Raw genomic sequence first — 26,105 nt, forward strand, 5'->3', positions numbered from 1 at the left:
TCTACAGTCCTTCCGCCAGTTCGTCGGCGACGTCCAGCACGTGTCTTCCGGCCACGACGGGCAGGCATTTCCCGCTCACCGGGCCGATCCGGGCGGCCCATCGTCCGGGCACGCCCTGTTCTCCCTGGATGGCGCCGGCGACCGCGCCGGCGATGGCGCCGATCGTGTCGGCGTCCCGGCCCAGGCTGACCCCGAACGTCACCGTCGCCTCCACCTCGCCGCCGCCCGCCAGGACGGCGCCCAGCGCCAGCGCGACGGCCTCGGGCGCGAGGTCGGTCCAGGGGTAGTGCCGGACCACGACGGCCTCGTGCAGCGCCTCGACCAGGTCAGGCTCGGCCGGCGTGCCCTTGGCGGCCACGTCGCGCGCCCGGACGACGGCACGGGCCGTCCAGGAGTCGGCGGGGATCACCGACAGGGCGGCCTCCACGGCCTCGGCGGGCGTGCCGCCCGCCATGGCGGCGGCCACCGCCCCGGCGACCGCGCGGCCGCCGAGTATGCCCTCGCCCGACCCGCTGACCAGCCCGTCCTGCTCGATGAGGCGGGCGGCCTCGGCCGGGTCGCCGGGGCAGAAGATCCCGTACGGCGCCGCCCGCATGGCCAGCCCGTCGGACCAGCCGTGCTGATGGACGCGCCCGGTCAGCGGCGGCTCCAGCCCCCGGCGGAGCGCTTCGATCGTGCCCAGCTCGGAGAAGCCGGCACCGCGCATCGGCCCGGTCACCGACGGGATGATCTCCTGCCGGTACGCCCGCGCGACGTCGGCCGCGGTCAGGGCGTGCCCGTGCCGGACGAGCAGCGAGGCGGCGAAGATGGCGTACTCGGTGTCGTCGGTGCCGCCGCCCTCGATCTCGGTGAGCCGGCCCCACCGCCGCCGGATCTCCGACGGCGACAGGTTCTCGGCGGGGGCGCCGAGGGCGTCGCCGGCCGCCAGGCCGAGCAGACACCCCCGGGCCCTCAGGCGATGAGTCACTGCTGGTACCGCTCCAAGACCTGGTTGCCGTCCTCGACGAGCCGCTTGGCCGCGTCGTCGATGGTGATCTTATTGGCGAAGTACTCCTGGAGGACCGGCGTGGCGACCTTGCTCTTCCACTCGTCGAAGCCGTTCACCTTCAGGAACGGGGCCACGACCAGGTTCTTGGCGGAGGCGGTGGCGACGTCCCAGCCGTTGTCCTGGGTGGTCATCGCCGGGTCGGCGGCGGCCGTCTGCGAGGTCGGCAGCAGCCAGTCGCCCTTGGCGAGCTTGGCCTGGTTGGCGCCGTTGAGGAAGAACGAGATGAACTTCATGGCCTCGTCCTGGTGCTTGCTGTCCTGGGCGATCGACAGCGTCTGGGAGACCGCGCCCTGCTGGGCGCTGGTGCCCTTCGGCGCGGGCAGCGTCACCCAGTCGAAGTCGTCCGGGGCCTGCTCGGCGACCTGCTGGCGCAGGTAGACGCCGGCCGGCAGCAGCGCGAACTTGCCCTTGTAGAAGGCGGGCAGCGGGTCGGCGGTGCCCTGGCCGAGCGCGGCCGGGTCGGCGGACTTGTCCTTGTAGAGCTGGTCGTGGATGCGCTGCAGCACCTCGCGCTCCTCCGGCCCGACCTTGACCGTGGTCTTGCCCTCGGCGGTCTGGAAGAACGTGCCGCCGAAGTTGAGCGCCAGGTTGAGCGTCTTGTTGACCGGCGACTTCATCGGCCAGGCCACGCCGAACGTGCCGCCCTTGGTCATCTTCTTGGCGGCCTCGGAGAACTCGTCCCAGGTCCACGGGTTGTCCGCGGTGGGGACGCGCACCTTGGAGGCGTCCAGGAGCTTCTTGTTGGCGATGATGACCTGCGACTCCTGCAGGAACGGCACGCCGTAGATCCCCTGCTCGCCCTTGCCGCCGTTGAAGGTGACGGTGTCCCAGGCGGACTGCGGGATGTCGCCCTTGAGCTCGGCGGGCAGCTTGCTCGTCAGGTCGAGCAGGTAGCCGTCGGAGGCGAACCCGGCCAGCGCCGGCGAGTCGTTGTGGATCACGTCGGGCGCGGTGCCGCCGGCGAACTGGGTGACGAGCTGGTCGTTGACGTTGTCCCAGCTGCCCTGCACGTAGGTGACCTGGGTCTTGGGGTTGGCCTTGTTCCACTCGTCGACGATCTGCTTGTTGGCCGCGACGGACTCCTTCTGCCAGGCCAGGCTGAGGAAGTTGAGCTTCACCGGCTCGCCGGACGAGGCGGCCTCTCCACCGCCCCCTCCTCCGCTGCTGCCACACGCGGCGGCGAACGCGACGACGGCCGCCGCCGCCAATGCGGACTTGATTCGCATATGAGCCTCCTACTAGCCCTTCACGGCGCCGGCCATCAGGCCGGACTTCAGTCGCCGCTGAATGATTGCGAAGAAGATCAGGCTCGGGATCGTCGCCATGAGCGACGCCGCGGCCAGCGGGCCGAGCCTGGCCACCCCCTCGGGGCCGGTGAACCGCACCAGCGTGAGCGGGAGTGTCATCACGTCGGGGTCCTGGAGGATCACGAGCGCGAACAGGAACTCGTTCCACGACGAGATGAAAGAGAACAGCAGCGTGGCCACCACGCCGGGCGCGAGCAGCGGCGCCACCACGCTGGCGATCGAGCGCAGCCGGGTCGCGCCGTCGACGGCCGCGGCCTCCTCCAGCTCGCGCGGCACGGCCCGCACGTAGCCCTGGAGCATCCACAGCGCGAACGGCAGCGTGAACGTCACGTGCACGACGACGAGCCCCGGCAGGGTGTTCACCAGCTCCAGATCCCGCAGGATCATGAAGAGCGGGATGATGATCAGGATGAACGGGAAGACCTGGCTGACCAGCACCCACCCGATCGCGACCTTGTTGAGCAGGCTGCGGTAGCGGGCCATGGCGTACGAGGCCGGCAGCGAGATCAGCACGGTGATCACGCTGCTGAACAGCGCCACCACCAGGCTGCGGCCGGCCGCGCCGATCAGGTCCTGCTCGCCGAAGGCGTCGGAGAAGTTGGACAGGGTCGGCTCGCGCGGGATCCACGTCGGGTCGGCGAGCGCCATCTCCTGCGGCGTCTTCAGCGCCGTCGACAGCAGCCAGAACAGCGGGAACGCCAGGAAGACGATGTAGGCGACCAGCGCGAGGTACTGCGGGGCGCGTCTCATCGGGTCTCCCTCATCTGGCGCCACAGGTACAGGCCGAGCACCGTGAGCACGACGATCGCCATGGCCAGGCCGAGCATCGAGGCGTATCCGGCCATCCGGTAGCGGAACGCCTCCTCGTAGGCGAACAACATCGGCAGCCGGGTCTGGCCGCCGGGCCCGCCCTGGGTGAGCACGTAGACCAGGCCGAACTGGTTGATGTTCCAGACGAAGTCGAGCGAGGTGATCGACACGATCACCGGCCGCAGCTGCGGGAGCGTGATGCTCCAGAACCGCCGCCAGCGGCCGGCGCCGTCGACCTCGCCGGCCTCGTAGAGCTCCTTCGGGATGCCCTGGAGTCCGGCGAGCAGGACCACGGTGGTCTGCGGCATGCCGGTCCAGACGCCCACCACGATGATCGCGGGCAGCGCGAGCGAGAAGTCGGCCAGCCAGTTGACGTGCGTGCCGAGCAGGCTGTTCAGGATGCCCGCGTCGGGGTGGTAGACGAGCTTCCACATCAGGCCGATGACCACCGGCGGCATCGCCCACGGCACCACCGCGAGCACCCGGGCCAGGGTCCTGAAGCGCAGGTTCTGGTTGAGCAGCACCGCCAGGCCGAGCGCGGCCAGGAACTGCAGCACGGTCACCGAGACCGACCAGATCGCGCCGATCCGGAAGGAGGCCCAGAAGTCGTCGTCGGTGAGCAGCCGGCCGAAGTTCTCCAGGCCGACGAAGCTGGTCTCGTGGACGCGCGTGTTGCGGGCGTCGGTGAAGGCCAGGCCGATGCCGTACAGCAGCGGGCCGACGCTGAACAGCGCGACGGGCACCAGCGCGGGCAGCATGAGCAGCCACATCTCGCGGTTCCCGCGCGACTTGGGACGCCGCCGGGAAGGCGGGCGCCGGGGCGGTGCCGCCGTCGTCACGGTCGCGGTCACGTCCTGCCTCCCTCATGTCCGTAGGTCTCGCCCGCCGTCGAGGCCCGCACCACCAGGCGCGGCGGAACGGTGATCACGCGCGGCGCGGCGTCGTCGCCGTTCAGCCGGTCGAGCAGCAGCTCGGCGGCGGCCTTGCCGCGTTCGGCCGAGCCGAGCGAGACGCTCGACAGCGACGGCCAGGACGCGGCGGCCAGGTCGGTGTCGTCCATGCCGACCACCGCCACGTCCTCGGGCACCCGGCGGCCCGCGGCGCGCAGCACGTCGAGGGCGCCGAGCGCGATCAGGTCGTTGGCGCACATCAGCGCGTCGACGTCGGGCGCCCGGTCCAGCAGCTCGGCCACCGCGCGGCCCCCTTGCGCGCGGTAGAAGTCGCCGATCTGGACCAGGTCGTCGTCGTAGGGCAGGCCGAGCTGCTGGAGCGCCTCGCGGTAGGCCGCGCCGCGCGAGGCGCCGGGCCAGGTGTCGGGCGGGCCGTTGACCAGCGCGATCCGCCGGCGGCCGAGCGCGTGCAGGTGGTCGACGGCGAGCTTGACGCCGGTGCGCGAGTCGGCCCGTACGTTGTCCACCGGCGTGCCCTCCGGCACCGTGCCGATGATCACGACGGGCGCCCTGGCCGCGGCCAGCATCTCCAGGTGGGCGTCGGTGACCCGGAGCGGGCTCATGATCAGCCCGTCCACGTACCGCTCGCCCAGGCTGTGCAGCACGTCGATCTCGTCGGCCACGACGGCGTCGGTCGAGTGCAGGACGAGCCGGTAGCCGGCCGCCTTGAGCACCGGCTGGATCTGGCGCAGCATCGCCAGGTAGGCGGGGTTGCCGACGTCGGCCATGGCGAAGGCGACCTGGTGGGTGCGCCGGGACTTGAGCGACCTGGCCACGGCGTTGCGCACGTAGCCCAGCTCGTCGGCGGCGGCCATCACCTTGCGCACGGTCTCCTGCCTGGTCGGCAGGCCGTTGAGGACCCGCGAGACGGAGGCGATCGAGACACCGGCGCGCTCGGCGATCGTGGTGATCGTGGGTCCGTCGGCCAAGGCTGTCCTTCCGAGAAGGTGAACGTTTACGGGAAAGTTTCTGTAAACGTTTACCGTGTTTCGCACATGAAACCGGGCCCCAACTTCGGGGTCAAGTCACGATCACATAACACCAGGTCAGCGGGCATATGGGGGAAAGAGGAGCGCCCGCTCCCCCGAGCTCGGGGAAGCGGGCGCGCCAGAACACGTCAGAACGCTTCAGGCCGCGGACGGCCACCGCGGGCCGCGGGCCGTCCACGCCCGGCGGCCACACGGAACGTCCGGCGGCTAGGCGGGACGTTCGGCGGGGACGGGCGCGGGCGGCGACTGCCGGGTGAGCAGGCGGATCCCCGGGGCGCCGCTGAGCGCGACGACGGCGGCCAGGACGGCCGGGATGATCAGGGCGACCGGCAGCGACTCGGTGGCCTCGGCCACGTACCCGAGGACCGCCGGGCCGAGCAGCAGCCCGCTGTAGCCGAAGGCCGTCACCATGGCCAGGGCGCGGCCGACCGGGCCGCCCGCCGCGCCGACCGCGCTGAACAGCACCGGCACGACCGTGGCCAGCCCCACGCCGGCCAGCGCCCAGCCGGTCCACGCGCACACCACGCGCAGCGGCCCGCCGAGCGCCGGGGCGGCGAGCACCAGGACGTACCCGAGGGTGGCGAAGCCGCCGGCGAGCTGGATCGTGCGCACCGAGCCGAGCCTGGCCCTGATCGGGTCGCCGAGCAGGCGGACGGTCGTCATCGCGACCGAGAAGATCGTGTAGGCCAGCGGCGCGTCGGCCGGGTCGGTGTGCAGCACCCAGCGGGCGTGCAGGGCGGCCCAGTCGATGGCGGCGCCCTCGCTCAGGTGCCCGGCGAAGGCCGCCACCCCGAGCAGCGCGATCAGCGCCCACTTCAGCGTGCCGCCGCCCTCGCCGCCGTCCGCCTCCTCGCCGGCCTGCCGGGAGGCGTCGGGCAGGAGCAGGCGGCAGGCCAGCAGGTACAGGAACGGGACGACGACCGCCCCCGCCACCAGCAGCGCCTGCGGGTCGATCGACGCCCGCAGCGCGAGGGACGTCAGCACGCCCCCGGCCGCCCCGCCCAGGCTCCACGTGCCGTGGAAGGCCGAGATGATGGGCCGGCCGTAGACCCGCTCGACCTCGACGGAGTGGGCGTTGATGGCGACCTCGATCACCCCCAGCCCCATCCCGAACGCCAGCGCCAGCGCCATCAGCGGCCCGTACGAGGGGGCCAGCGCGGGCCCGAGGAGCAGCACGGCCGACAGCGGCCCGCCGATCCAGCACACCTGCCGGCTCGACCACCTGTCCACCAGCCGCCCGGCCACCAGCATCGACACCAGGGCGCCGCCGGAGATCAGCAACAGGACGGTGCCCAGCCTGGCGGCGCCGAGGCCGAGGCGGTCGTTCAACGAGGGCAGGCCCGCCGCCCACAGACCCATCACGAATCCGCTGAGGGAGAAGAGACCGAAGACTCCGACACGTGCCCGTCTGGCATCAATGAGGCTTTTGTTCACGCCTAGAGCATAAGCTGGGAGTTGTGAAAAGTGCTACGACGAGCGGCGAACTTCGCGCGCACAACCGGGTCCGGCTGCTGCGCGCGGTGCACGACTGCGCGGCGACCCGTACCAGGTCGCAGCTCACCCGCGACCTCAACCTGGCCAGGGGCACGGCGTCGGTGCTGGTCGCCGGCCTGGCCGAGGACGCCCTGCTGCACGAGGAGCCCGCCGCCGGGCACACCAGGGGACGGCCCACGCAGGTGCCCGGCCCCCACCCGCTGGGCCCGCTGGCGCTGGCCGCCGACGTGCGCGAGGACGCCTGGGAGCTGGCGGCGTGCGAGCTGGGCGGACGGACGAGCGTGCTGGAGGTCCAGCCGCACGACGGCACCCCGGAAGGCGCCCTGGCCTCGCTCGGCCAGGCGGTGGCCGACCACCTGTCGCGGCGGGTGGTCGGCCTCGGCGTGGCCCTCGCCGGCCCGGTCCGGCACGACGGGCTGGTGGACATCGCCCACCTGGGCTGGCGGTCGGTGGACGTGCCCCGGCTGCTGGGCCTCGCATGGCGGCCGGCCGGCCCGGACCCCGTCCTGGTGGGCAACGACACGGGCCTGGCCGCGCTGGCCGAGGCCAGGCGGGGACGGCTGCGCGGCGTGCGGGTGGGCCTGCACCTGCACGTGGACTTCGACCTCGGCGGCGTCCTCGTCGTGGACGGCCGGCCGCTGGACGGCGCGAGCGGCCCCGGCGCCGAGTTCGGCCACATGCCGCTGGGCGGCGGCGACCGGCCGTGCGCGTGCGGCGCGACCGGCTGCTGGGGCCAGGAGGTGGGCGCGAACGCGCTGCTGCGCCACGTGGGCCTGGCCCACGGCGGCGGCCGGGGCCGCGCGCAGGCGGAGGAGGTGCTGGCCGGCAGCCGGGAGGCGGTCGAGGCCGGGGCCCGCGCGCTCGGCCTGGGCATCGCCGCCCTGGTCAACGCGCACGACCCCGAGGTCGTCACGCTCTCCGGGCACGGCGTCGCGCTGCTGGAGCGCGCGGGAGAGGCCCTGATGGACTCCTGCCGGCCCGCGCTGATGGCCATCCGCCGGGAGCGCCCGCCCCGGATCGAGGCCGCCGCGCTGGGCTGGCGCGCCGCCCTGGTGGGGGCCATGGAGTCGGTCTTCGACGCCTTCCTGACCCCCGAAGGGCTGGAGAGATGGCGTGAAACCGGCCCCGACCAGGGCGCCGACACGCCCGGATCACGAAATGTGACGCATTCCACCCTCAAGGGGAAAATCTTGCAATAACTTCCGGCCACCCGAGCGCCGACCAGGCGATCTTGCGCCCCCCTCCCCCGGCGCTGTACGGATGGAAGGGCCCGGCGCGCTCACGATCATCGACGGGGGTGGGAACGCGTGGATCTCGAACTCGCGCTCCGCATGACCGAGGCCGCTCTGAAGCAGGCCGTCCGGGAGGGCGCGCTGGTCTCGGTGGCGGTCGTGGACGCGGGCGGACATCTGGTGTCTTTCCAGCGTATGGCGGGTGCGGAGATCGCCGGGCCGGTGCTCGCGCCGGGCAAGGCGTACACGTCGGTGGCCCTTCGCGCGGCCACCGCGGACCTGGCTCCGCTGGTGGCGCCGGGCGGGGAGCTCTTCGGTCTGACTGGTGACAGATTCGTCTGTTTCGGGGGCGGTATCCCCCTCTGGGCGGACAACGGCGAAGTGGAACGAGTGGCCGGCGGCGTGGGGGTCAGCGGCGGCACGATCAGCCAGGACGTGGCGTGCGCCGAAGCGGCCGCCCTGGTGTGGCGGACTCGTTGAGCGGGCGCTTTCCGCAACACGAACCGCTGGTATCCGCCATGATTAGCCACTGCACCACGGGAAACAGTTTCCCGAACCCAACTCCCCGAGGAGAGAACGAGATGGCACTTCCCACTCTCACCCCCGAGCAGCGTCAGGCGGCTCTGGCGAAGGCGGCCGAGGCCCGCGCGGCCCGCACGGCCCTGCTCGCCAAGGTCAAGGCGGGCGAGCTGACCTTCGCCCAGCTCCTGGAGCGCGACGACGACATCGCCAAGAAGATCAAGGTGTCCCAGGCCCTGCGCGCCGTCAAGGGCGTCGGCCCGGCCAAGGCCACCGCGCTGATGGAGGAGGCCGGCGTCGACGAGAAGCGCCGTCTCGGCGGCCTGGGCGCCCAGCAGCGCAAGAAGCTGGTCGACGCGCTCGGCTAGGACCGGGCGGCCGGGTCCGCGCGCCACGTCGCGCGGACCGGCCGGCGACCCCTCGTAGGGCCAGGAGGGGCCGGAGAGCGGCGCACGCTCCACGGCGGGCCCGGCCGAGGGGTCAACCTCAGGCAGTCGACCTCAGGGGAGGTCAGGACCTCAGGTACGCCAGCACGGCGAGCACGCGGCGATGCTGGTCGCTGTCCTCGGCGTAGAGGCCCAGCTTGTTGAAGATGCTCCTGATGTGCTTCTCCACGGCGCCGTCGCTGATGACGAGCTGCCGCCCGATGGCCGGGTTGGACTTGCCCTCGGCCATCAGCCCGAGCACCTCGCGCTCGCGCGGCGTGAGCTGCGCCAGCGGGTCGTCCTTGCGTCTGCGGACCATCAACTGGGACACCACCTGCGGATCGAACACGGTGCCTCCCGCCGCCACCCGCCGCAGGCCCTCCAGGAACTCGTCGACGTCGACGACCCGGTCCTTCAGCAGGTAGCCCACCGCGCCACGGGCGTCGGCGAGCAGGTCGTCGGCGTAGGAGACCTCGACGTACTGCGACAGGATGAGCACCGGGGCGCCGGACACCCGGCGCCGGGCCTCGACCGCCGCCCGCAGCCCCTCGTCGGTGAACGACGGCGGCATGCGCACGTCGACCACCGACACGTCGGGTCTGTGCTCGACGATCGCCTCCACGAGGGCGTCGCCGTCCCCCACGGTGGCGACCACCTCGCAGCCGAACTCCTCCAGCAGCCTGACCAGGCCCTCCCTGATCAGAACCGCGTCATCGGCCACGACTACGCGCACGGCACCTCCGCCACGATCACCGTCGGCCCGCCGTCCGGCGACCTGACGGTGAGCTCCCCGTCGACGGCCCGGAGCCGGTCGGCCAGACCGGCCAGGCCGTGTCCCTTGGCGACGTGTGCGCCGCCCACACCATCATCCCCGATCGTGAGCATGAGGACGTCACCGATGCGGAGGAGCTGAACCGTGCAGATGGTCGCGCGGCTGTGTTTGGCCACGTTGGTCAGGGTTTCCGCGCAGACGAAGTAGATCGCGTTCTCGGTCGCCGCCTGGAAGCGGCCCACGATCTGCACGTCGAGGTCGACCGGCACCGTGCAGCGGCCGGCGAGGGCGGCCAGCGCGGGCGCGAGGCCGCGGTCGGACAGGATGGGCGGCGCGATGCCGCGCGACAGGGCCCGCAGCTCGTCGAGCGTCTCGCGGGTGGCGCTGATCGCCGAGCTGATGGTGGCCGAGGCGGCCTCCGGGTCCTTGGCGAGCTGCCGCTGCGCCCTGGACAGCTCCATGGCCAGGGAGACCAGGCGCTGCTGCGGGCCGTCGTGGATGTCGCGCTCCAGCTTGCGCAGCGCGTTGGCCTCGGCCGACACGGCCGCCGCCCGGCCCTCGGCCAGGTCGTCGATGCGCTCCTGCAACTCGGCGACGCCGGTCAGCAGCGCCCGGCCGAGCCCGGCCCTGACCAGCGCGGCCCCGCGCACCATGAACGGCATGACGAACGTGAAGACCAGGCCGAGCGAGACGTAGAAGATCGTGTTCACCAGGTAGCCGGAGCCCAGCCCGAGCAGCTCGGGCAGCTCCGCGTTGCCGGGGATGCGCGAGGTGATCAGGCCGTAGAGCGGGTAGGTCAGCCCGAGGATCGGGATCGCCCAGAACACCACGGTCAGCACGAACGCCAGAACGGCGAACGGGAAGTTCAGGATGCCGTGCAGCAGGTCGAGCCACGACTGGCCGTTGGTCAGCGGGTTGACGATGCGCCGGAAACGGCCCGCCCCCTCGGGCGCCGGACGGTAGCGCGGCCGCACCGGCGGGCGCTTGAGCACGTCGGACAGCCAGCCGCGCTCGGCGTCGGCGAAGCCCCTCGCGACCAGGAGCGTGCCGGCCAGCAGCGGCACGCCGATCCACACGACCGCGGTGCCCACGCCCGCGGCGAAGCCGGCGATCATGGTCACGAAGCCGATGACGGCCGTCGGGAATCCGACCAGCGTGTAGCGGGTGTCGAGAAGGACACGCCTCATCAGGGAGCGCATGCCATGAAGGCTAAGTCCCCCGGCGGAGCGGTACGAGCAGGTACGCAGGCGTCCGGGGGTAGGGCTGGCCCTACCCCCGGGGGTGGTGCGATCTTGACCTGAAGACGGCGGCACGCGGCAATGTGCTCAGGCGTCCGGGACGGAAGCCTTGAGTCATCCGCTCCCCGCTCGAAACGAGGCTCCCCCATGACCGTCCTGCTCGATCGTCCCGCCCCGGTACGGGCGCCGCGCGCGACGGCCAGGGACCCGTTCATCGACCTGCTGCGCGTGGTGGGCATGGCGCTCATCGTGCTTCAGCACTGGACGATCCCCGTCCTGTCCTACGAGGGCGGCCGGCTGACCACGGGCAACGCGCTGTCCACGCCGGGGGTGTGGGTGGTGACGTGGCTCAGCCAGGTCATGCCGCTGGTCTTCTTCGCCGGCGGGGCGGCCAACGCGATCAGCCGCGGCCGGTCGGCGAAGAGCGACCAGGAGTGGCTGGCCGGGCGGTTGCGCAGGCTCGCCTGGCCGTTGCTGCCGCTGGCGGCGGTGTGGATCCCGCTGCCCCACGTGCTGCTCACGCTGGGGGTGCCGGAGCAGCCGCTGGCGGTGGGCGCCAAGCTGACCGGGCAGTTGCTGTGGTTCCTGGCCGTGTACCTGATCGCGGTCACGGTCACGCCGTACGCGCTGCGCCTGCACCGCAGGTTCGGCGTGCTGGTCCCCGTCGCGCTGGCGGCCGGGGCGGCGCTGACGGACGTCGTGCGCTTCTCGACCGGCCTGGAGGCGGCCGGTTACCTGAACATCGTCTTCGTGTGGCTGGCCGTGCACCAGATCGGCTTCTTCTACGCCGAGGGCCGGGTGCGGCTGCCCGGGTTGCTGGCGGCCGGCGGGTTCGGCGTGGCGGCGCTGCTGGTGGGGTTCGGCCCCTACCCCGGCAGCATGATCGGCCTGCCCGGCGCCGAGGTGTCCAACATGGCCCCGCCCACGCTGGCCATCATGGCCGTCGGCGTCGGCCAGATCGGCCTGGCCGTGCTGCTGCGCCCCTGGCTGGTCCGGCTGCCCCTGCGCCGCGTCCTGGACTGGGCCGGCCCGCGGATCATGACGGTCTACCTGTGGCACATGCCCGCGCTGTTCGCCGTGACCGGCGTGGTCGTGGTCCTGCTGGGCGTGGAGACGCCGGAGCCGGGCAGCCTGTTCTGGTTCGCCGGGTGGCCGGTGTGGTTCGGGATGTTGTGCCTGGTCATGTGGGGGCTGGTGCGGGCGTTCGCGAGGTTCGAGACGCCGCCGTCGCTGCCGTACGGGACCGCCGGCCGCGGGGTCATGCTGGTGGCCGCGGGGCTGGTCGGGGCCGGGATCCTGACGCTGACCGTGGGCGGCTTCGTGCCGGGCGGCGGCCCGTTCCTGGCGGTGCTCGCGGTGCTCGGCGGCCTGCTGCTGACGGCGCCGAAGGCCCGCGTGTAACACCGGCGAAACGCGCCCCGGCCACAATCGGGCGGCATGACGACGATCCGCGACCTGACCGAGGCCGACGTGCCCGCCGTGACCGCCATCTACGCCCACTACGTGACCGGCGGCGTGGCCACGTTCGACGAGACGCCGCCGGGAGCCGACGAGTGGCGGGTCAAGGCGGCGGCGCTGGCGGCGGCGGGGCTGCCGTTCCTGGTGGCCGAGGACGACGGCGCGGTCGCCGGCGCCGTCACCGGCTACGCCTACCTCAGCCAGTACCGGCCCAAGCCCGCCTACCGGCACAGCCTGGAGGTCTCGATCTACCTCGCGCCCGGCTCCACCGGCCGCGGGCTCGGCCGCCTGCTGCTGGGCGAGCTGATCAGGCGGACGTCGGCGACCGGCGCGCGCACCCTGATCGCGGTGATCGCCGACGGCGGCGACCCCGCCTCGCTGCGGCTGCACGCCGCCTTCGGGTTCCAGGAGGCGGGACGGCTGAGGAACGTGGGGTTCAAGCACGGCCGCTGGATCGACACCGTGCTGCTCCAACTCGACCTCCATTAGGGGCGGCGGGTTCGACCACACGGCAATCTTCGGCAGGATAGAGACGTGAGCCTTCTCGTTGACCGCCTGCCGGAAGACATCGACGCCGATCCCGACGTCATATTCGACGCGTTCGTCGCCTGGAACGCCGAACGGGGGCTCACGCTCTATCCCGCCCAGGAGGAGGCCCTCATCGAGGTCGTCTCCGGCAGCAACCTGATCCTCGCCACGCCGACCGGCTCGGGCAAGTCGCTGGTCGCCGCCGGGGCCCACTTCGCCGCGCTGACCAGAGACGTCCGCACGTTCTACACCGCGCCGATCAAGGCGCTGGTGTCGGAGAAGTTCTTCGACCTGTGCGCCGTCTTCGGCACCGCCAACGTCGGCATGATGACCGGCGACGCCAGCGTCAACCCGGGCGCGCCCATCATCTGCTGCACGGCCGAGATCCTGGCCAACGTGGCCCTGCGCGACGGCGCGGCGGCCGACATCGGCCAGGTCGTGATGGACGAGTTCCACTTCTACGCCGAGCCCGACCGCGGGTGGGCCTGGCAGGTGCCGCTGCTGGAGCTGCCCGACGTGCAGTTCGTGCTGATGTCGGCCACGCTCGGCGACGTGGCGATGTTCGAGCGCGACCTGACCAGGCGCACCGGGCGGCCCACGGCGGTGGTCAAGCACGCCGAGCGGCCGGTGCCGCTGGTGTACTCCTACCGGATGACGCCGCTGCACGAGACGCTGGAGGAGATGCTCACCACCGGGCAGGCCCCCGTCTACGTCGTGCACTTCACGCAGGCCGCGGCCATGGAGCGGGCCCAGGCGCTCATGTCGATCAACATGGCGACCAAGGCCGAGAAGGAGGCCATCGCCACGATGATCGGCGGCTTCCGGTTCACCACCCGGTTCGGCCGGGCGCTGTCGCGGCTGGTCAAGCACGGCATCGGCGTCCACCACGCCGGGATGCTGCCGAAATACCGGCGGCTGGTGGAGCGGCTCGCCCAGGCCGGGCTGCTGAAGGTCATCTGCGGCACCGACACGCTCGGCGTCGGCGTCAACGTGCCCATCCGCACGGTCCTGTTCACCGCCCTGTCCAAGTACGACGGCAACAAGGTCCGCCGGCTGCGCGCCCGCGAGTTCCACCAGATCGCCGGGCGGGCCGGCCGCGCGGGCTTCGACACCATCGGCTACGTCGCCTGCCAGGCCCCCGAGCACGACATCGAGAACGCCAAGGCGCTGGCCAAGATCGGCGACGACCCCAAGCGGCGGCGCGGCTACGCGCGCAAGAAGCCGCCGGAGGGGTTCGTCGGCTGGAGCGAGGAGACGTTCGAGAAGTTGCAGCAGGCCGAGCCCGAGCCGCTCAACTCCCGCTTCAAGGTGAGCAACGCGATGCTGCTGGCCGTGATCAACCGGCCGGGCGACTGCTTCCAGGCGATGAGACACCTGCTCACCGACAACCACGAAGACCGCAAGTGGCAGCGGCGGCACATCAGCCAGGCCATCGCCATCTACCGGTCGCTGCTGGCCGGCGGCATCGTCGAGCAGTTCGCCGAGCCCGACGAGCAGGGCCGGCGGGCCCGGCTGACCATCGAGCTGCAGGAGGACTTCGCGCTCAACCAGGCGCTGTCCACGTTCGCGCTGGCCGCCTTCGACCTGCTCGACCGCGAGTCGCCCTCGTACGCGCTCGACATGGTCTCGATCGTCGAGTCCATCCTCGACGACCCCCGCCAGATCCTGTCGGCCCAGCTGAAGAAGGCGCGCGGCGAGGCGGTCGCCCAGATGAAGGCCGACGGCCTCGAGTACGAGGAGCGCATGGAGCAGCTCGCCGAGGTCATGTACCCGATGCCGCTCGACGGCCTGCTGCTCGGCGCGTACGAGACCTACCGGCGCGGCCACCCGTGGGTGGGCGACTACACGGTCAGCCCGAAGTCGGTGGTGCGCGACATGTTCGAGCGCGCGATGACGTTCGGCGAGTACATCCAGTTCTACGAGCTGGCCCGCTCCGAGGGCACGGTGCTGCGCTACCTGGCCGACGCCTACCGCACGCTGTCGCGCACGGTCCCCGAGCACCTGAAGACCGAGGACCTGGTCGACCTCATCGAGTGGCTGGGCGAGCTGGTCCGCCAGGTCGACTCCTCGCTGATCGACGAGTGGGAGAAGCTGACCAACCCCGAGGAGGCGCTGGAGCGCCAGGCGCAGCTGGAGACCAAGGTGCGGCCGGTCACGGCCAACCCGCGGGCCTTCCGGGTGCTGGTGCGCAACGCCATGTTCCGGCTGGTCGAGCTGTGCGCCATCGAGAAGGAGGACGAGCTGGAGGAGCTGGCCCCCGACGTCGACTGGGGCGCGGCGCTCGACGCGTACTACGCCGACCACGAGGAGATCTTCACCGACGCCGACGCGCGCGGGCCCGCGCTGCTGCGGATCGAGGAGGAGAGCGGCCTGTGGCGGGTGCGCCAGACGATCAAGGACCCGGCCGGCGACGGCGACTGGGGCATCGACGCCCAGGTCGACCTGGCCGCCTCCGACGAGGAGGGCCGGGCCGTGCTGCACGTGGTCGGGCTCAACCGGCTCTGAGCGGCTACAGAAAGAGAACAAGCCGTGTGCCGGAACGGACTGGCAAGGGCGTTCCGGCACCGGCTTGTCGCTTCATTGTCGGACGGCGAAGTTAGGCGTCGGGTCATGGCGATGTCTCAAGATCGAGACATTCAGCACTCCGCCAGCGTGCAGATCTTGGTGAGCATCGTGCCCGCGTCCTTCCGCTGCCGGCTGAAGTCGGCCTTGGCGGGCTTGCCCCACTCGCCGCCGGCCGTGTAGACGATCAGGGCGTTGGCGCGGCGGGTCACGACGGCCCGCTCGCCGCCGACGGCCGGCTTGCCGTGGTCGTAGGCCTGGCCGGTGACCAGCAGGCCCTCGTCGCCGAGTGCGATCTTGACCGCGCCGTACCGGTAGCGTGCGGTGCCGCAGGCCCGTACGGCCGCCCTGAGGTCGCCGACCGCCTTGCCGGCCGCCTGCGGCGAGGAGTAGAGGATCACCTGCTCGGACTTGGAGTAGTCGGGCACCGACGTGTAGACGATCGTCCTGGCCGCCGTGCGCCCGGCCTGGCCCAGCCCGGCCTTCTGGCACGGGTTCACGACGAGCTGGGCGTTCTTCTTGCCCGACACCGTCCAGCTGTGCTCCGGATTGGGGTCCTTCTTGGCGGCGGCCTTCTCGTACAGCAGGAAGTTGCCCGGGATGGCCAGGCCGACGGCGACGAACAGTGCTGCGATCATGGGACAAAATGGTAGGGGTGAGCGACGAAGACCTCAGACGCGTGCTCGGGCTGCTCTGCCAGGACGACACCCTGCGCGCACTCGCGTCCCTGGTGCTCGGTGACACCGGCGACCTGCCCCCCAAGGCGCTCGACCGCCTGGCCAGCGGCGGCCTGGCCGAACGCGACGACGACGGCAAGTGGCGGGCGCGGCCGGAGCGCTTCCGCGAGCTGCTGCGGGAGCGGGCCGAGCCCCCCGCGGAGCTGAGCGCCGAGGAGCGGGTGCTGCGCACGTTCCTGGTCGAGGGCCGGCTGACCACCATGGGCATGCGCCGCGACAAGCGGCTGATCGTGCTGCGCTACATCTCGCGCGTGTTCGAGCCGGGCGTGCGCTACCCCGAGGCCGACGTCAACGTGGCCCTGCGGGCCTTCCACGACGACTTCGCGGCGCTGCGCCGCTATCTGGTGGACGAGGGGCTGCTGTCCAGGGAGGGCAACGTCTACTGGCGCAGCGGCGGGCCGGTCGAGGTGTGAGGCGGGTCAGGGGGCTGACGGGGGTCAGGGGCGGCGCAGGCGGGCGCGGTAGTCGCGGGGCGGCAGGCCGTACTCGCGCCTGAAGGCGCGGCTGAAGTGGAACGGGCTGACGAAGCCCGAGGCGGCGGCCACCTGGCCGACGTCCAGGTCGGTCACCTCCAGCAGGCTCGCGGCGTGCCGCACCCGCGCCCGGCGCACGGCGCCCATCGGGGTCTGGCCGGTCTCGGCCGCGAACAGGTGCGCGAACCTGGACGGCGACAGCGCCACCGCGCGGGCCAGCGAGGCGACCGAGTGCTGGGCCTCGGGCTCGGCGGCGATGAGGTCGAGCGCCTGGCGCACCCGCTCGTCCCCGCCCTCGGCCCCGGAGGCGAGGACGGCCCCCGCCGAGGCCGTGGCCAGCACCAGCACCTCCTCCACCGCCCCGAGCACCAGCTCCCGGGCGGGACTCGACATGACGACCGCCGGCGCGGGCGGCGGCGTGGTGGACGGCGGCCCGGCGGGTGTGGTGTGGCCGGGCATCCAGCGGGCGTCCTGGAGTGCGCGGTCGAAGGCCCGGTCGGCGCGGTCGCGCACCCCGGCGGGCACGCCCTCGACCAGGTGGCAGCCGGGGGCCAGGGCGTACGGCGCGAGCCAGGCCGTCCAGGACGGGCGCGGCTGGAAGTGCACCCACCAGAACCGCCATCTCCCCGCCCCCGGCGCGACCCGGTAGCGCTGCGCCGAGCCCGGCCCGAGCACCGCCAGGTCCCCCTCCCGCACGGTGAACGCCGCCCCCGCCTGCTCGACCCGCCCCTCCCCCGCCTGGGTCCACAGCAGCAGCCAGCTCGGCGAACCGTGGGGGCGGCGGGTGCCGTACCCGGCCGGCTTGTCGTAGTGGCCGACGATCATCAGCTCGGCAGCAGGAACAGACAGGTTCTCAGCGGTCACGGTCATACCGTCCCACGAGCCGGATGCCTACGGTGAAGGGCATGAGGCTGAACGACTTCCACGACCGGGGGTACGTGCTCGTCCCCGCGCTGCTGGCTCCCGAGGAGGTGGCCGAGCTGCGCGAGGAGTTCATGGCCCTGCACGCCGCCGGCCCGATACCCGGGCATTTCTCCCCCGTCCCCCAGGATCCGGGCGCGCCCTACGACGTCCTGCGCGACTACCCCCGGATCATGCACCCCCACCAGGTGAACGACGTCGCCCTGCGCTACCTGCTCGACGCCCGCTTCGCCGCGATCCTGCGCGAGCTGCTGGGCGAGGAGCCGATAGCAGCCCAGAGCATGTTCTACTTCAAGCCGCCGGGCGCCCGCGGGCAGGCGCTGCACCAGGACAACTTCTACCTGCGGGCCGAGCCGGGCACGTGCGTGGCCGCCTGGGTGGCGCTCGACCGCGTCGACCGCGCCAACGGCGGACTCGAAGTGGTCCCCGGCACCCACCTGATGGACCTGTTCTGTCCGGAGGAGGCCGACCAGGACCTCTCCTTCACCCGCGAGTACGTCCCGCCGCCCCCGGGGCTGGAGCGGGTGCCCGTGGACATGCAGCCCGGCGACGTGCTCTTCTTCAACGGCAGCCTGGTGCACGGGTCGGAGCCGAACAGCACGGCCGACCGGTTCAGGCGCAGCTTCATCTGCCACTACACCGGCCGCTCGGCCGAGCGCATCTCGTCCTGGTACGAGACGCTGACGATGGACGGCGAGCGCGTGCTCCTGGAGCCGTCGACCGGCGGCGGCCCCTGCGGCACCGAAGCCACCGGCCCCCACTGACCGCGGCCCGTCAGCCGCCGGATATGTCCGACTCCGCCTCGTCCGGGACCACGCAGTCCCACGGGTCGTCGAGCCACCCGTCAGGCAGTTGCACCTTCTGACGCTCGCCCGACTTCCCCCGGGGCGTGTCGGTGTTCGGCGGCCACGGCTGGTCGTGGTCGAGCTTGGCCAGCCCCTCCCGGAGCCCGTCGAGCGACTCGGCCGTGGCCAGCTCCCGCCGCAGCGCGCTCCCGACCTCGAACCCCTTGAGGTACCACCCGACGTGCTTGCGGAAGTCCGCGATCGCGTACCGCTCGGTGTCGAAGCACTCGGTGAGGCCGGCCGCGTGACGCTCCATCGTCCCGGCCACCTCGCCGAGCGTCGGCCTGACCCGCTCGGGGCTGCCGTTGAACGCGTTCTCCAGGTCCTTGAACAGCCACGGACGCCCGAGGCAGCCGCGCCCGACCACGACGCCGTCGCAGCCGGTGCGCGCCACCATCCGCACCGCGTCGTCGGCGGACCAGATGTCGCCGTTGCCCAGCACCGGGATCTCGGGCACGGCCTCCTTCAGGCGCGCGATCGCCGCCCAGTCGGCCACGCCGCCGTAGTGCTGCTTCGCCGTGCGGGCGTGCAGGGCGATCGCCGCGACGCCCTCCTCGACCGCGATGCGGCCGGCGTCGAGGTAGGTCAGGTGGTCGTCGTCGATGCCCTTGCGCATCTTCATCGTCACCGGCAGCGCCCCCGCGTTCGCCACCGCCGCCCGCAGGATCCGCCGCAGCAGGTTCCTCTTGTACGGCAGCGCCGACCCGCCCCCGCGCCTGGTCACCTTGGGCACCGGGCAGCCGAAGTTGAGATCGACGTGGTCGGCGAGGTCCTCCTCGGCGATCATCCGGACCGCCCGCCCGACGATGTCGGGGTCGACGCCGTAGAGCTGCAGGCTCCTGGGCCGCTCCGACTCGGCGAACCTGATCATCCTGAGCGTCTTGGGATTGCGCTCGACCAGCGCCCGCGTCGTGATCATCTCGCACACGAACAGCCCGGCGCCCTGTTCCCGGCACAACACCCGGAACGGCGCGTTCGTGATGCCCGCCATGGGCGCCAGCACCACGGGCGGCCATGCCCCAATCGGCCCAATCTTCACTCCGTCAGTTGTAGCGCAGCTCAGGCCGGAAGCGGTATTCGCCTATAGGCTGTGGACCGGCATCACCAGGGAGGGATCGATGCTTCTTCGCGTGCGCGTGGCGCTGCCCGACCGTCCGGGGTCTCTGGCCCAGGTCACCAAGGCCCTGGGCACGGCGGGGGCCGACATCACCCAGGTCACCGTCCTCGACCGGGGGGCCGGCTCGGCGGTCGACGACATCACCGTCTTCTGCCCCGAGGGCACCTCGCGGGAGGTGCTGGTCAAGAGCCTGGAGAGCGTCGACGACGTCCGCGTGGAAGGCGTCTGGACCACCCGCGAGACCGCCGGCACCTACCCCGAGCTGGAGATACTCAAGTACATCACCACGGCGGGCGACCGCGGGCTGACCACGCTCGTCGACTCGCTGCCCGTGCTGTTCAGCGCCGACTGGGCCGCCACGGCCGCCGACCACGGCGTGGTCTACGCGAGCTGGCGCGCCCCGCAGGGCCTGACCGTCCCCAGCCCCGCCCCGCCACGCCCGGCGGCCCTCACGCTGGACGGCGGCGTGCACGCCATCCACGCCCCGCTCCCGCCGCTCGCCCTCACCCTGCTGCTGGCCCGCTCCGAGGGGCCGGCCTTCCACCGCATCGAGGTCCACCGGCTCACCCGGATCCTGGAGATCTTCCTGAGCCTGCCGGCCACCGAACGCGGCGTCGCCCGCCGGCTCCGCAAGTAGCGGGAAGCATCTGGTCGGAAAAGGCGCTAGAGTTAGGCACGCAACAGCGCGGAAGTGGCTCAGTGGTAGAGCATCACCTTGCCAAGGTGAGGGTCGCGGGTTCGAATCCCGTCTTCCGCTCGGAGTGGTTCGACTCGGTGGAGTGGCCGAGAGGCGAGGCAGCGGCCTGCAAAGCCGTCCACACGGGTTCAAATCCCGTCTCCACCTCCAAGGACGATTAGCTCAGCGGGAGAGCGCTTCCCTGACACGGAAGAGGTCACTGGTTCAATCCCAGTATCGTCCACCACACTCCAAGGCCAGACCCGGGACATCGGGGTCTGGCCTTTCGGCTGTCCGGGCCCCGGCCGCCCTCGATGACGGGCCGGTTCACGGACGAGCCCGCCCCTGCGCTTCCCGGACAGAGCGGTGGCGCGCCGCTCAGATGGTGGCGGGATCCGGCCTGCCGGCCAACGGACGGAAGTTCGCGGCGCTCGGCACGTCCTGATCGGGGCGGCCGGGGACTCCGTATCTTTCGTGACCAGTAACGTGATCTTGAGAGGATCCGCTGGAGGAAACGTTGGGCCGTCGTGAGCAGCCGTTGGACCCGACCTCCGGGCCCGTCGCCCGATTCGCGTACGAGCTGCGCAAGTTACGGCAGGAGGCCGGCGGGCTCACGTACCGGGCGATGGCGGCCCGCGCCCACTACTCCGCCGCCACCCTCGCCCAGGCCGCCGCCGGTGACCGGCTGCCCTCGCTGCCCGTCGCCCTGGCCTACGTCCAGGCCTGCGGCGGGGACGTCGAGACCTGGCGGCGGCGCTGGGCGGAGGCCGACCGGGAAGCCCTCGCCCAGGCGGCCGCCGAGGACGACTCCCCCGCCCCGTACCTCGGGCTGGCCCGGTTCGAGACCAGCGACCAGGACCGCTTCTTCGGGCGCGGGGCGCTGGTGGAGCGGCTGGCGGCGCTGGTCGGCGAGCACCGGCTGGTCCTGCTCGTCGGGCCGTCCGGCAGCGGCAAGTCCTCCCTCCTGCGCGCGGGGCTGGTGCCCCGGCTGCTGCGGGCCGGCGGCGGCCGGCCGCCCGTGGTCCGCGTGGTCACGCCCGGTCCCGAGCCGCGGCCGGAGGAGGCCCGCGTGCGGGCGGACGTGCTCGTCGTCGACCAGTTCGAGGAGGTCTTCGCGCTGTGCGCCGACCCGGCGCGGCGGGCCGCCTTCATCGACGCGCTGCTGGCCGCCGCGCGGGCCGGGAAGGGGCCGCGGGTCGTGCTGGCCGTACGGGCCGACTTCTTCGGGCAGTGCGCCGGGCACCGCGGGCTGGCCGAGGCGGCCAGGGACGCGACGTTGCTGATGAGCCCGATGAGCGCGGCCGAGCTGCGGGCCGCGATCGTCCGGCCGGCGGCCGGGGCCGGACTGGTCGTGGAGCGCGAGCTCACCGCCATGATCGTCGGGGAGGTGGCGGGCGAGCCCGGCGCGCTGCCGCTGATGTCGCACGCGTTGCTGGAGACCTGGCGGCGGCGGCGCGGCCGGGTGCTGACGGTGGCGAGCTACGCGGCCGCGGGCGGTCTGCGCAGCGCCATCGCGCGCACGTCCGAGGAACTGTACGCCGGTCTGTCCCCCGCGCGGCGGGAGCGCCTGCGCCACCTGATGCTCCGCCTGGTCACCCCCGGCCAGGACGGCCAGGACACCCGCCGCCCGGTCGAGCGCGCCGAACTGCTCACCGGGGAGCCGGACGATGAGACCGGCGTGCTGCTGGAGCGGCTGGCCGAGGCGCGGCTGGTCACCCTCGACGAGGGACGCGTCGACCTGGCGCACGAGGCGCTCCTCACCGCCTGGCCCCGGCTGCACGGCTGGATCGAGGAGGACCGCGAACGCCTGCGCGTGCACCGCCGCCTGACCGAGGCGGCCGGCACCTGGACGGACCACGACCGCGACCCTGGCGGCCTGTACCGGGGGGTGGCGCTGGCCGTCGCCGACGAGCACCTCGGACGGACCGACGGCCTCACGCCGCTGGAACGCGACTTCCTCACGGCGAGCCTCACCGCCCGCGACGGCGAACGACGACGGCGCAGGCGGCGCACGACGGCCACCGCGGTGCTGCTCGTGCTCACCCTGACCGCGGCGCTGCTGGCCTGGCAGCAGAGCAGGACCGGTGAGCAGCGGCAGCGCGAGGCCGAGGCCCGCCGCACGGCCGGCGTGGCGGCGAGCCTGCGCGACTCCGACCCGCGCGCCTCGATGCGGCTGGCCCTGGCCGCCTGGCGGCTGGCGGACCTGCCGGAGACCCGTTCCGCCCTGCTGACCGCGGCCGCCCAGCAGCCCCAGGACGTCTTCACCGACCCCGCCGGCGGCAACCGGACCAGGCGGCACCTCAGCGCCGACGGGCGGACCCTGCTCAGCGTCGGCGCCGACCAGGTCACGTCCTGGGACCTGGACGCCCGCCGCGCGACGGGCTCCATGCCCGGCCCCGGCGCGGCGCTGGACCAGCTGGGCGCCGGGCGAGGCGACGCGTGGACCCTGCCCATGCGCCTGACGGACGGCGAGGTGGGCCTGTGGGACCTGCGGACCGGCAGCCGGGCCCCGGCCGCCCTCGGCCGCGCGCCGGACGGGTACGAGGCCGGCCCGGACGGGCACACCGTCATCGGCTACGACGCCGGGCGGGACACGTACCGGGTCCGGGTGTGGGACACGCGGACCCGGCGCGAGCTGCTGACGATCGTGTTCCCCCGCCGGGCGCCCGCCGAGCCGGCGGAGATCACCTGGGAGTTCGGGACGGCGTACCTGCGCAGCTCGGCCGACCGGCGCGACTGGGCGGACCCGTCGTTCCCGGACGCGACGCTCGGCCCGGACGGCCGCCTGCTGGCGCTGTGCGTGCCCGGCGAGCCGTTGCAGCTGTGGGACGTCGCGGCGGCCCGCAGGATCGGCACGCCGTGGGCGCCCGTCCTCACCCGTGAGCAGTGCCAGTACGAGCGGGTGCGCTTCACCCCCGACGGCGGGCGCCTGGCGGTGGTCACGAAGGAGAAGGTGCGCATGTGGGAGCTCGCGTCGGGGAAGGAGCTGCCGGGCGTCGTCCGCCGCGACGTCAAGGAGGTGTCCTTCAGCGCCGACGGCGCCTTCCTGGCCGCCTCCGACGGCGCCGCGATCCTCCTGTGGCGCCTGGCCGCTCCCGAATCGCCGGTCTTCCGGCATCCCCTGTCGGGTGAGCAGGCGGTGGACCTGCGGGTGGACCCGGCGGCGAACCGGATCCGCTACCTCGCCGGGTCCGGCTCCACGTGGCCCGCGACCGTGCGCACCCTCGGCCTGGGCGAGGCGGCGAGCCCCGGATGGCGGGAGGAGGCGGCCGCCGCGGCGGCCTTCGGCCCGGACGGGGCCACGCTCGCCTTCGGCTACCCGCGGCACGAGCCGGGCCTCGTGCGCTTCCGGCTGTACGACCGGCGGACCGGCCGGCCCACCGCCGACCTCCCGGAGGTGGCCTGCCCGGAGCCGGAGTCGCAGGTCCCGCAGTGCACGGTGCTGCTGGCCTTCGACGACGACGGGCGGCGGCTGGCCTACGGCGGCTCGCCCCTGGGTTACCGCTCGCTGCCCACCCGGGTGTCCGTGTGGGACGTCGCCGGCGTCCGCCTGTCGGACAGCCTGACGCTGGACGGCGACGCCCGCTCGGTCGGCTCCCTCGCCTTCGGCCCCGGCGGCACGCTGCTGGCGGCCTCCCCGCCCATGGTGGGCCGGCTGAGCGTCTGGGACCCGCGCAGCCGGACCGTCACGAAGGTGCTGCCCGACGTCACCGGCCACGAGCTGCGGACCGATCGCGACCGGCGGCTGCTGGTCACCTCCGCGGGCGACCTCGTCGACCTGTCCTCGATGAGGCCGATCCAGGGCCGGTACGGGCCCGGCGAGACCACCTCCCTGGCCTTCAGCCCGGACGGCCGGTACCTGGCCGCGGGCGACGCCACGGGCCGCACCGTCCTGTGGGACGGCCGCGCGGAGCGCCGCCTCGGCACGCTGGCGATCCCCACGACGGCCGCCACCGACCGCAGCGTCATGGTCAACGCGCTGGCGTTCTCGCCGGACGGCACGGTGCTCGCGTCCGGCGGCGCGAACGGCTCGCTGCAGCTGTGGGACGTGGCCTCCCGCCAGCCGATCGGATCGCCGCTGCCCACGCCGGGCGACGCCGTCCTCGCGCTGGCCTTCGGCGACGGCGGCCGGGTCCTGTACGCGGCCGGGGAGCACGTCCCGGTGCAGCGGTACGAGCTCGATCCGGCCGCCTCGGCCGCCGTCCTGTGCCGGCGGGCCGGGGAGCTGACGTCCGCGGAGTGGCGGGCGTACTTCCCGCGGCGTCCGTACCAGCGGGGTTGTCCGCCCGGCCGGCCGGAGGCGCCCACCCGGGCGGCGCCGGCCGGTGGGCCGTGAGCAGAATCGTCCCCATGGACATCGAACGTGCCCGCACCGCCCTGGCCGCCGCCTACCGCGAGTTCACCGCCGCGGTGCAGGAGACGGACCCGCTCAGCCCCACCCGGTGCGCCGGTTGGGCCGGGGTGGATCTGCTCTTCCACGTGCTGTGCGACGCCCAGCGAGCCCTCGTCGCGTTCGCCACCCCCGCCGACGGGCCGCCCGACGTGGACCACGTCACCTATTGGAGCTCCTTCCAGCCCGTCCCGGACGCCCCGGACGGCACCGGCGGGGGCGGCGCGGACGCCCACGCCTGGTGGGTGCGCAGGTCCGCCTCCGCCTTCACCCGGCCCTCCGGGGTGTTGCGGGTGTGGGAGGACACCGCCCCCGCCGCCGTGCGGGCGGCGCTCGCGGCCGACCCGGCGGGGCACGTCGCCACGCAGGGCCACGTGGTCGCCGTCCCCGACTTCCTGGCCACGCTGGCGACCGAGGCCGCCGTCCACCACCTCGACCTGCGGGCCGCGCGGCCGCCCGCCCGGGAGGCGCTGGAACTGGCGGGCGAGACCCTCGACGGGCTGCTCGGCGATGACCGCCCGTCCCGTCTCGACCTGACCACGTACGTGCTCGAAGCCACCGGACGGCTCCCGTCCGCCGACGACCGCTTCCCGCTGCTGGGCTGAGCACCGCGGAGCAGGTGGTCAGAGACGCGACCACGTCTCTGCCGGACGGGCTCGGAGCAGGACACCCGGCCTGTCGCGGGCAGGGCGTCCAGGACGGCCAGGCACTCGGCGGGCCTGGCGGCCTCCAGCAGCGCGGCGGCGGCCTCCATCGCGGTGCGGCGGAGGGGCGTCGTCATTTCCCCATCCCCAGGGTGATGCCTTCGGTGACGCGGCGTCCGACCCAGGCGAAGAGCACCACCATGGGCAGCACGACCACGCAGACGCCGGCGAACATGCCACCCCAGTTGGTGCCGGTGTACTGCTGCTGCTGGGCGAAGCCGATCAGCGCCACCGGGAGCGTCTCCTTCTCGTCGTCCTGCATCAGCACCAGGGCGAGCATGGTCTCGTTCCAGGAGACGATGAGCTGCAGCACGAACACGGTGACCAGCCCCGGCCGGGCGACCGGCACCACGATGCGCAGGAACGTCCGCCACACCCCGGCGCCGTCCAGCGCGGCGGCCTCCTCCAGCTCGCCGGGCAGCGACCGGAAGAAGCCGGTCAGCAGGAAGACGGTGAACGGCATGGCCGTGCCGACGTAGGCCAGGGTGAGGCCGGTCAGGGTGGAGGTGAGCTCCAGGCTGCTCAGCATGAGGAAGATCGGCAGCAGGATGACCTGCGTGGGCACGCCGGTCCCGAGCGCGAACAGCAGCGTCAGCGGCCGTCCAGCGCGGTTCGCCGTCCGGGTCAGCGCGTACGCGGCCGGCGCGGCGACCACCACGGCCAGCACCGAGGACAGCACGCCGACGACCGCGCTGTTGACCGCGGCCCGGCCGAAGTTCCCGACCTCCAGCGCGGTCAGGTAGTTGTCCAGCGTCGGCGGGATCGGCAGCCGCCACGGATGGTCGAACACGTCGCGGGTGCTCTTCAGCGATGTGATCAGCACCCACGCCAGCAGCGCCACGTCGGCGGCGACGACCGCCCACACGGCCGCCTTCATGGGCGCGAGCCTCGTCGTTCGCATGGTCGGTCT

The 26,105-nt window shown here is 73.0% G+C and carries 23 protein-coding genes and 3 tRNA genes; 14 read left to right on the plus strand and 12 right to left on the minus strand.

Annotation, left to right across the window (positions count from 1 at the left end; translation table 11 throughout):
* Position 1 precedes the first annotated feature (1 nt).
* The 6 genes from ABZ459_RS00765 to ABZ459_RS00790 all read right to left on the minus strand — a co-directional run bounded on the left by ABZ459_RS00765 (position 2) and on the right by ABZ459_RS00790 (position 6,538).
* Positions 2–967 carry an ADP-ribosylglycohydrolase family protein gene (locus ABZ459_RS00765; protein ID WP_357964305.1) on the minus strand — a complete coding sequence of 322 codons (966 nt, stop codon included), beginning with the start codon at positions 965–967 and terminating at the stop codon, positions 2–4.
* Positions 964–2,274 (minus strand): sugar ABC transporter substrate-binding protein, encoded by a 1,311-nt coding sequence (locus tag ABZ459_RS00770; protein ID WP_357964306.1) that lies wholly within the window; start codon positions 2,272–2,274, stop codon positions 964–966. The genes ABZ459_RS00765 and ABZ459_RS00770 overlap by 4 nt, the downstream gene beginning before the upstream one ends.
* Before the next feature lie 12 nt (positions 2,275–2,286).
* Complete coding sequence (locus ABZ459_RS00775) at positions 2,287–3,105, minus strand: carbohydrate ABC transporter permease (RefSeq protein ID WP_352328137.1); 819 nt, start codon at positions 3,103–3,105, stop codon at positions 2,287–2,289.
* Positions 3,102–4,016 (minus strand): sugar ABC transporter permease, encoded by a 915-nt coding sequence (locus ABZ459_RS00780; RefSeq protein ID WP_357964307.1) that lies wholly within the window; start codon positions 4,014–4,016, stop codon positions 3,102–3,104. Before ABZ459_RS00780 ends, ABZ459_RS00775 begins: the two co-directional genes overlap by 4 nt.
* A complete protein-coding gene (locus ABZ459_RS00785) occupies positions 4,013–5,044 on the minus strand; it encodes a LacI family DNA-binding transcriptional regulator (protein WP_357964309.1) in 1,032 nt (343 codons plus the stop codon). Before ABZ459_RS00785 ends, ABZ459_RS00780 begins: the two co-directional genes overlap by 4 nt.
* A 267-nt stretch (positions 5,045–5,311) precedes the next feature.
* A complete protein-coding gene (locus ABZ459_RS00790) occupies positions 5,312–6,538 on the minus strand; it encodes an MFS transporter (protein WP_357964311.1) in 1,227 nt (408 codons plus the stop codon).
* Between the two features lie 23 nt (positions 6,539–6,561).
* Here ABZ459_RS00790 and ABZ459_RS00795 point away from each other — a divergent pair, with 23 nt between their 5' ends.
* The 3 genes from ABZ459_RS00795 (at position 6,562) to mihF (ending at position 8,717) form a co-directional block, all read left to right on the plus strand.
* Positions 6,562–7,797 carry an ROK family protein gene (locus tag ABZ459_RS00795; RefSeq protein WP_357964312.1) on the plus strand — a complete coding sequence of 412 codons (1,236 nt, stop codon included), beginning with the start codon at positions 6,562–6,564 and terminating at the stop codon, positions 7,795–7,797.
* 108 nt (positions 7,798–7,905) lie between these two features.
* Positions 7,906–8,310, plus strand: coding sequence for a heme-binding protein (locus ABZ459_RS00800; protein WP_357964314.1), 405 nt, complete (start codon positions 7,906–7,908; stop codon positions 8,308–8,310).
* A 101-nt stretch (positions 8,311–8,411) separates the two neighbouring features.
* On the plus strand, positions 8,412–8,717 hold the full coding sequence (gene mihF, locus ABZ459_RS00805; RefSeq protein WP_043641121.1) for an integration host factor, actinobacterial type: 306 nt from the start codon (positions 8,412–8,414) through the stop codon (positions 8,715–8,717).
* 142 nt (positions 8,718–8,859) lie between these two features.
* Here the strand turns inward: mihF and ABZ459_RS00810 are convergent, their stop codons facing one another.
* Both ABZ459_RS00810 and ABZ459_RS00815 read right to left on the minus strand, forming a co-directional pair.
* Complete coding sequence (locus ABZ459_RS00810) at positions 8,860–9,507, minus strand: response regulator transcription factor (protein WP_357964316.1); 648 nt, start codon at positions 9,505–9,507, stop codon at positions 8,860–8,862.
* Complete coding sequence (locus ABZ459_RS00815; protein WP_357964317.1) at positions 9,498–10,745, minus strand: sensor domain-containing protein; 1,248 nt, start codon at positions 10,743–10,745, stop codon at positions 9,498–9,500. The genes ABZ459_RS00810 and ABZ459_RS00815 overlap by 10 nt, the downstream gene beginning before the upstream one ends.
* Before the next feature lie 186 nt (positions 10,746–10,931).
* On the opposite strand from ABZ459_RS00815, the gene ABZ459_RS00820 reads away from it, so the two are divergent.
* Genes ABZ459_RS00820 through ABZ459_RS00830 form a run of 3 tightly spaced genes read left to right on the plus strand, consistent with a single transcriptional unit; the run spans position 10,932 to position 15,275 of the window.
* Positions 10,932–12,185, plus strand: coding sequence for an acyltransferase (locus ABZ459_RS00820; RefSeq protein WP_357964319.1), 1,254 nt, complete (start codon positions 10,932–10,934; stop codon positions 12,183–12,185).
* Positions 12,186–12,221: 36 nt separating this feature from the next.
* The gene (locus tag ABZ459_RS00825) at positions 12,222–12,731 is read left to right on the plus strand and encodes an N-acetyltransferase family protein (RefSeq protein ID WP_357964320.1); all 510 of its coding nucleotides are present in this window, start codon (positions 12,222–12,224) and stop codon (positions 12,729–12,731) included.
* Positions 12,732–12,776: 45 nt separating this feature from the next.
* Positions 12,777–15,275, plus strand: coding sequence for a DUF3516 domain-containing protein (locus ABZ459_RS00830; protein ID WP_357964321.1), 2,499 nt, complete (start codon positions 12,777–12,779; stop codon positions 15,273–15,275).
* Positions 15,276–15,406: 131 nt separating this feature from the next.
* Here ABZ459_RS00830 and ABZ459_RS00835 read toward each other — a convergent pair whose 3' ends face one another.
* Positions 15,407–15,970, minus strand: coding sequence for a hypothetical protein (locus ABZ459_RS00835; protein WP_357964323.1), 564 nt, complete (start codon positions 15,968–15,970; stop codon positions 15,407–15,409).
* A gap of 8 nt (positions 15,971–15,978) precedes the next feature.
* On the opposite strand from ABZ459_RS00835, the gene ABZ459_RS00840 reads away from it, so the two are divergent.
* Positions 15,979–16,482 carry a DUF2087 domain-containing protein gene (locus ABZ459_RS00840; RefSeq protein ID WP_357964325.1) on the plus strand — a complete coding sequence of 168 codons (504 nt, stop codon included), beginning with the start codon at positions 15,979–15,981 and terminating at the stop codon, positions 16,480–16,482.
* 24 nt (positions 16,483–16,506) lie between these two features.
* Here the strand turns inward: ABZ459_RS00840 and ABZ459_RS00845 are convergent, their stop codons facing one another.
* A complete protein-coding gene (locus tag ABZ459_RS00845; protein WP_357964326.1) occupies positions 16,507–17,406 on the minus strand; it encodes a helix-turn-helix domain-containing protein in 900 nt (299 codons plus the stop codon).
* 41 nt (positions 17,407–17,447) lie between these two features.
* On the opposite strand from ABZ459_RS00845, the gene ABZ459_RS00850 reads away from it, so the two are divergent.
* The gene (locus tag ABZ459_RS00850; protein WP_357964328.1) at positions 17,448–18,227 is read left to right on the plus strand and encodes a phytanoyl-CoA dioxygenase family protein; all 780 of its coding nucleotides are present in this window, start codon (positions 17,448–17,450) and stop codon (positions 18,225–18,227) included.
* 10 nt (positions 18,228–18,237) lie between these two features.
* Here ABZ459_RS00850 and dusB read toward each other — a convergent pair whose 3' ends face one another.
* A complete protein-coding gene (gene dusB / locus ABZ459_RS00855) occupies positions 18,238–19,347 on the minus strand; it encodes a tRNA dihydrouridine synthase DusB (RefSeq protein ID WP_357964329.1) in 1,110 nt (369 codons plus the stop codon).
* Positions 19,348–19,426: 79 nt separating this feature from the next.
* Between dusB and ABZ459_RS00860 the strand changes: the two genes are divergently transcribed.
* From ABZ459_RS00860 to ABZ459_RS00885, 6 genes are all read left to right on the plus strand, one after another.
* The gene (locus tag ABZ459_RS00860) at positions 19,427–20,062 is read left to right on the plus strand and encodes an ACT domain-containing protein (protein ID WP_357964331.1); all 636 of its coding nucleotides are present in this window, start codon (positions 19,427–19,429) and stop codon (positions 20,060–20,062) included.
* A gap of 48 nt (positions 20,063–20,110) precedes the next feature.
* A tRNA-Gly gene (locus ABZ459_RS00865) sits at positions 20,111–20,182 on the plus strand.
* 16 nt (positions 20,183–20,198) lie between these two features.
* Positions 20,199–20,272: transfer RNA gene (locus ABZ459_RS00870), tRNA-Cys, on the plus strand.
* Position 20,273: 1 nt separating this feature from the next.
* Positions 20,274–20,348, plus strand: a tRNA-Val gene (locus tag ABZ459_RS00875).
* A gap of 291 nt (positions 20,349–20,639) precedes the next feature.
* Complete coding sequence (locus ABZ459_RS00880; RefSeq protein WP_357964333.1) at positions 20,640–24,437, plus strand: hypothetical protein; 3,798 nt, start codon at positions 20,640–20,642, stop codon at positions 24,435–24,437.
* A 14-nt stretch (positions 24,438–24,451) separates the two neighbouring features.
* Positions 24,452–25,096 carry a maleylpyruvate isomerase N-terminal domain-containing protein gene (locus ABZ459_RS00885; protein WP_357964335.1) on the plus strand — a complete coding sequence of 215 codons (645 nt, stop codon included), beginning with the start codon at positions 24,452–24,454 and terminating at the stop codon, positions 25,094–25,096.
* A gap of 172 nt (positions 25,097–25,268) precedes the next feature.
* On the opposite strand, the gene ABZ459_RS00890 is transcribed toward ABZ459_RS00885, so the two are convergent.
* Positions 25,269–26,096, minus strand: coding sequence for a carbohydrate ABC transporter permease (locus ABZ459_RS00890; RefSeq protein ID WP_357964337.1), 828 nt, complete (start codon positions 26,094–26,096; stop codon positions 25,269–25,271).
* Between the last annotated feature and the right edge of the window lie 9 nt (positions 26,097–26,105).

Source organism: Nonomuraea sp. NPDC005692 (genome assembly GCF_040631115.1).
GTDB lineage: Bacteria > Actinomycetota > Actinomycetes > Streptosporangiales > Streptosporangiaceae > Nonomuraea.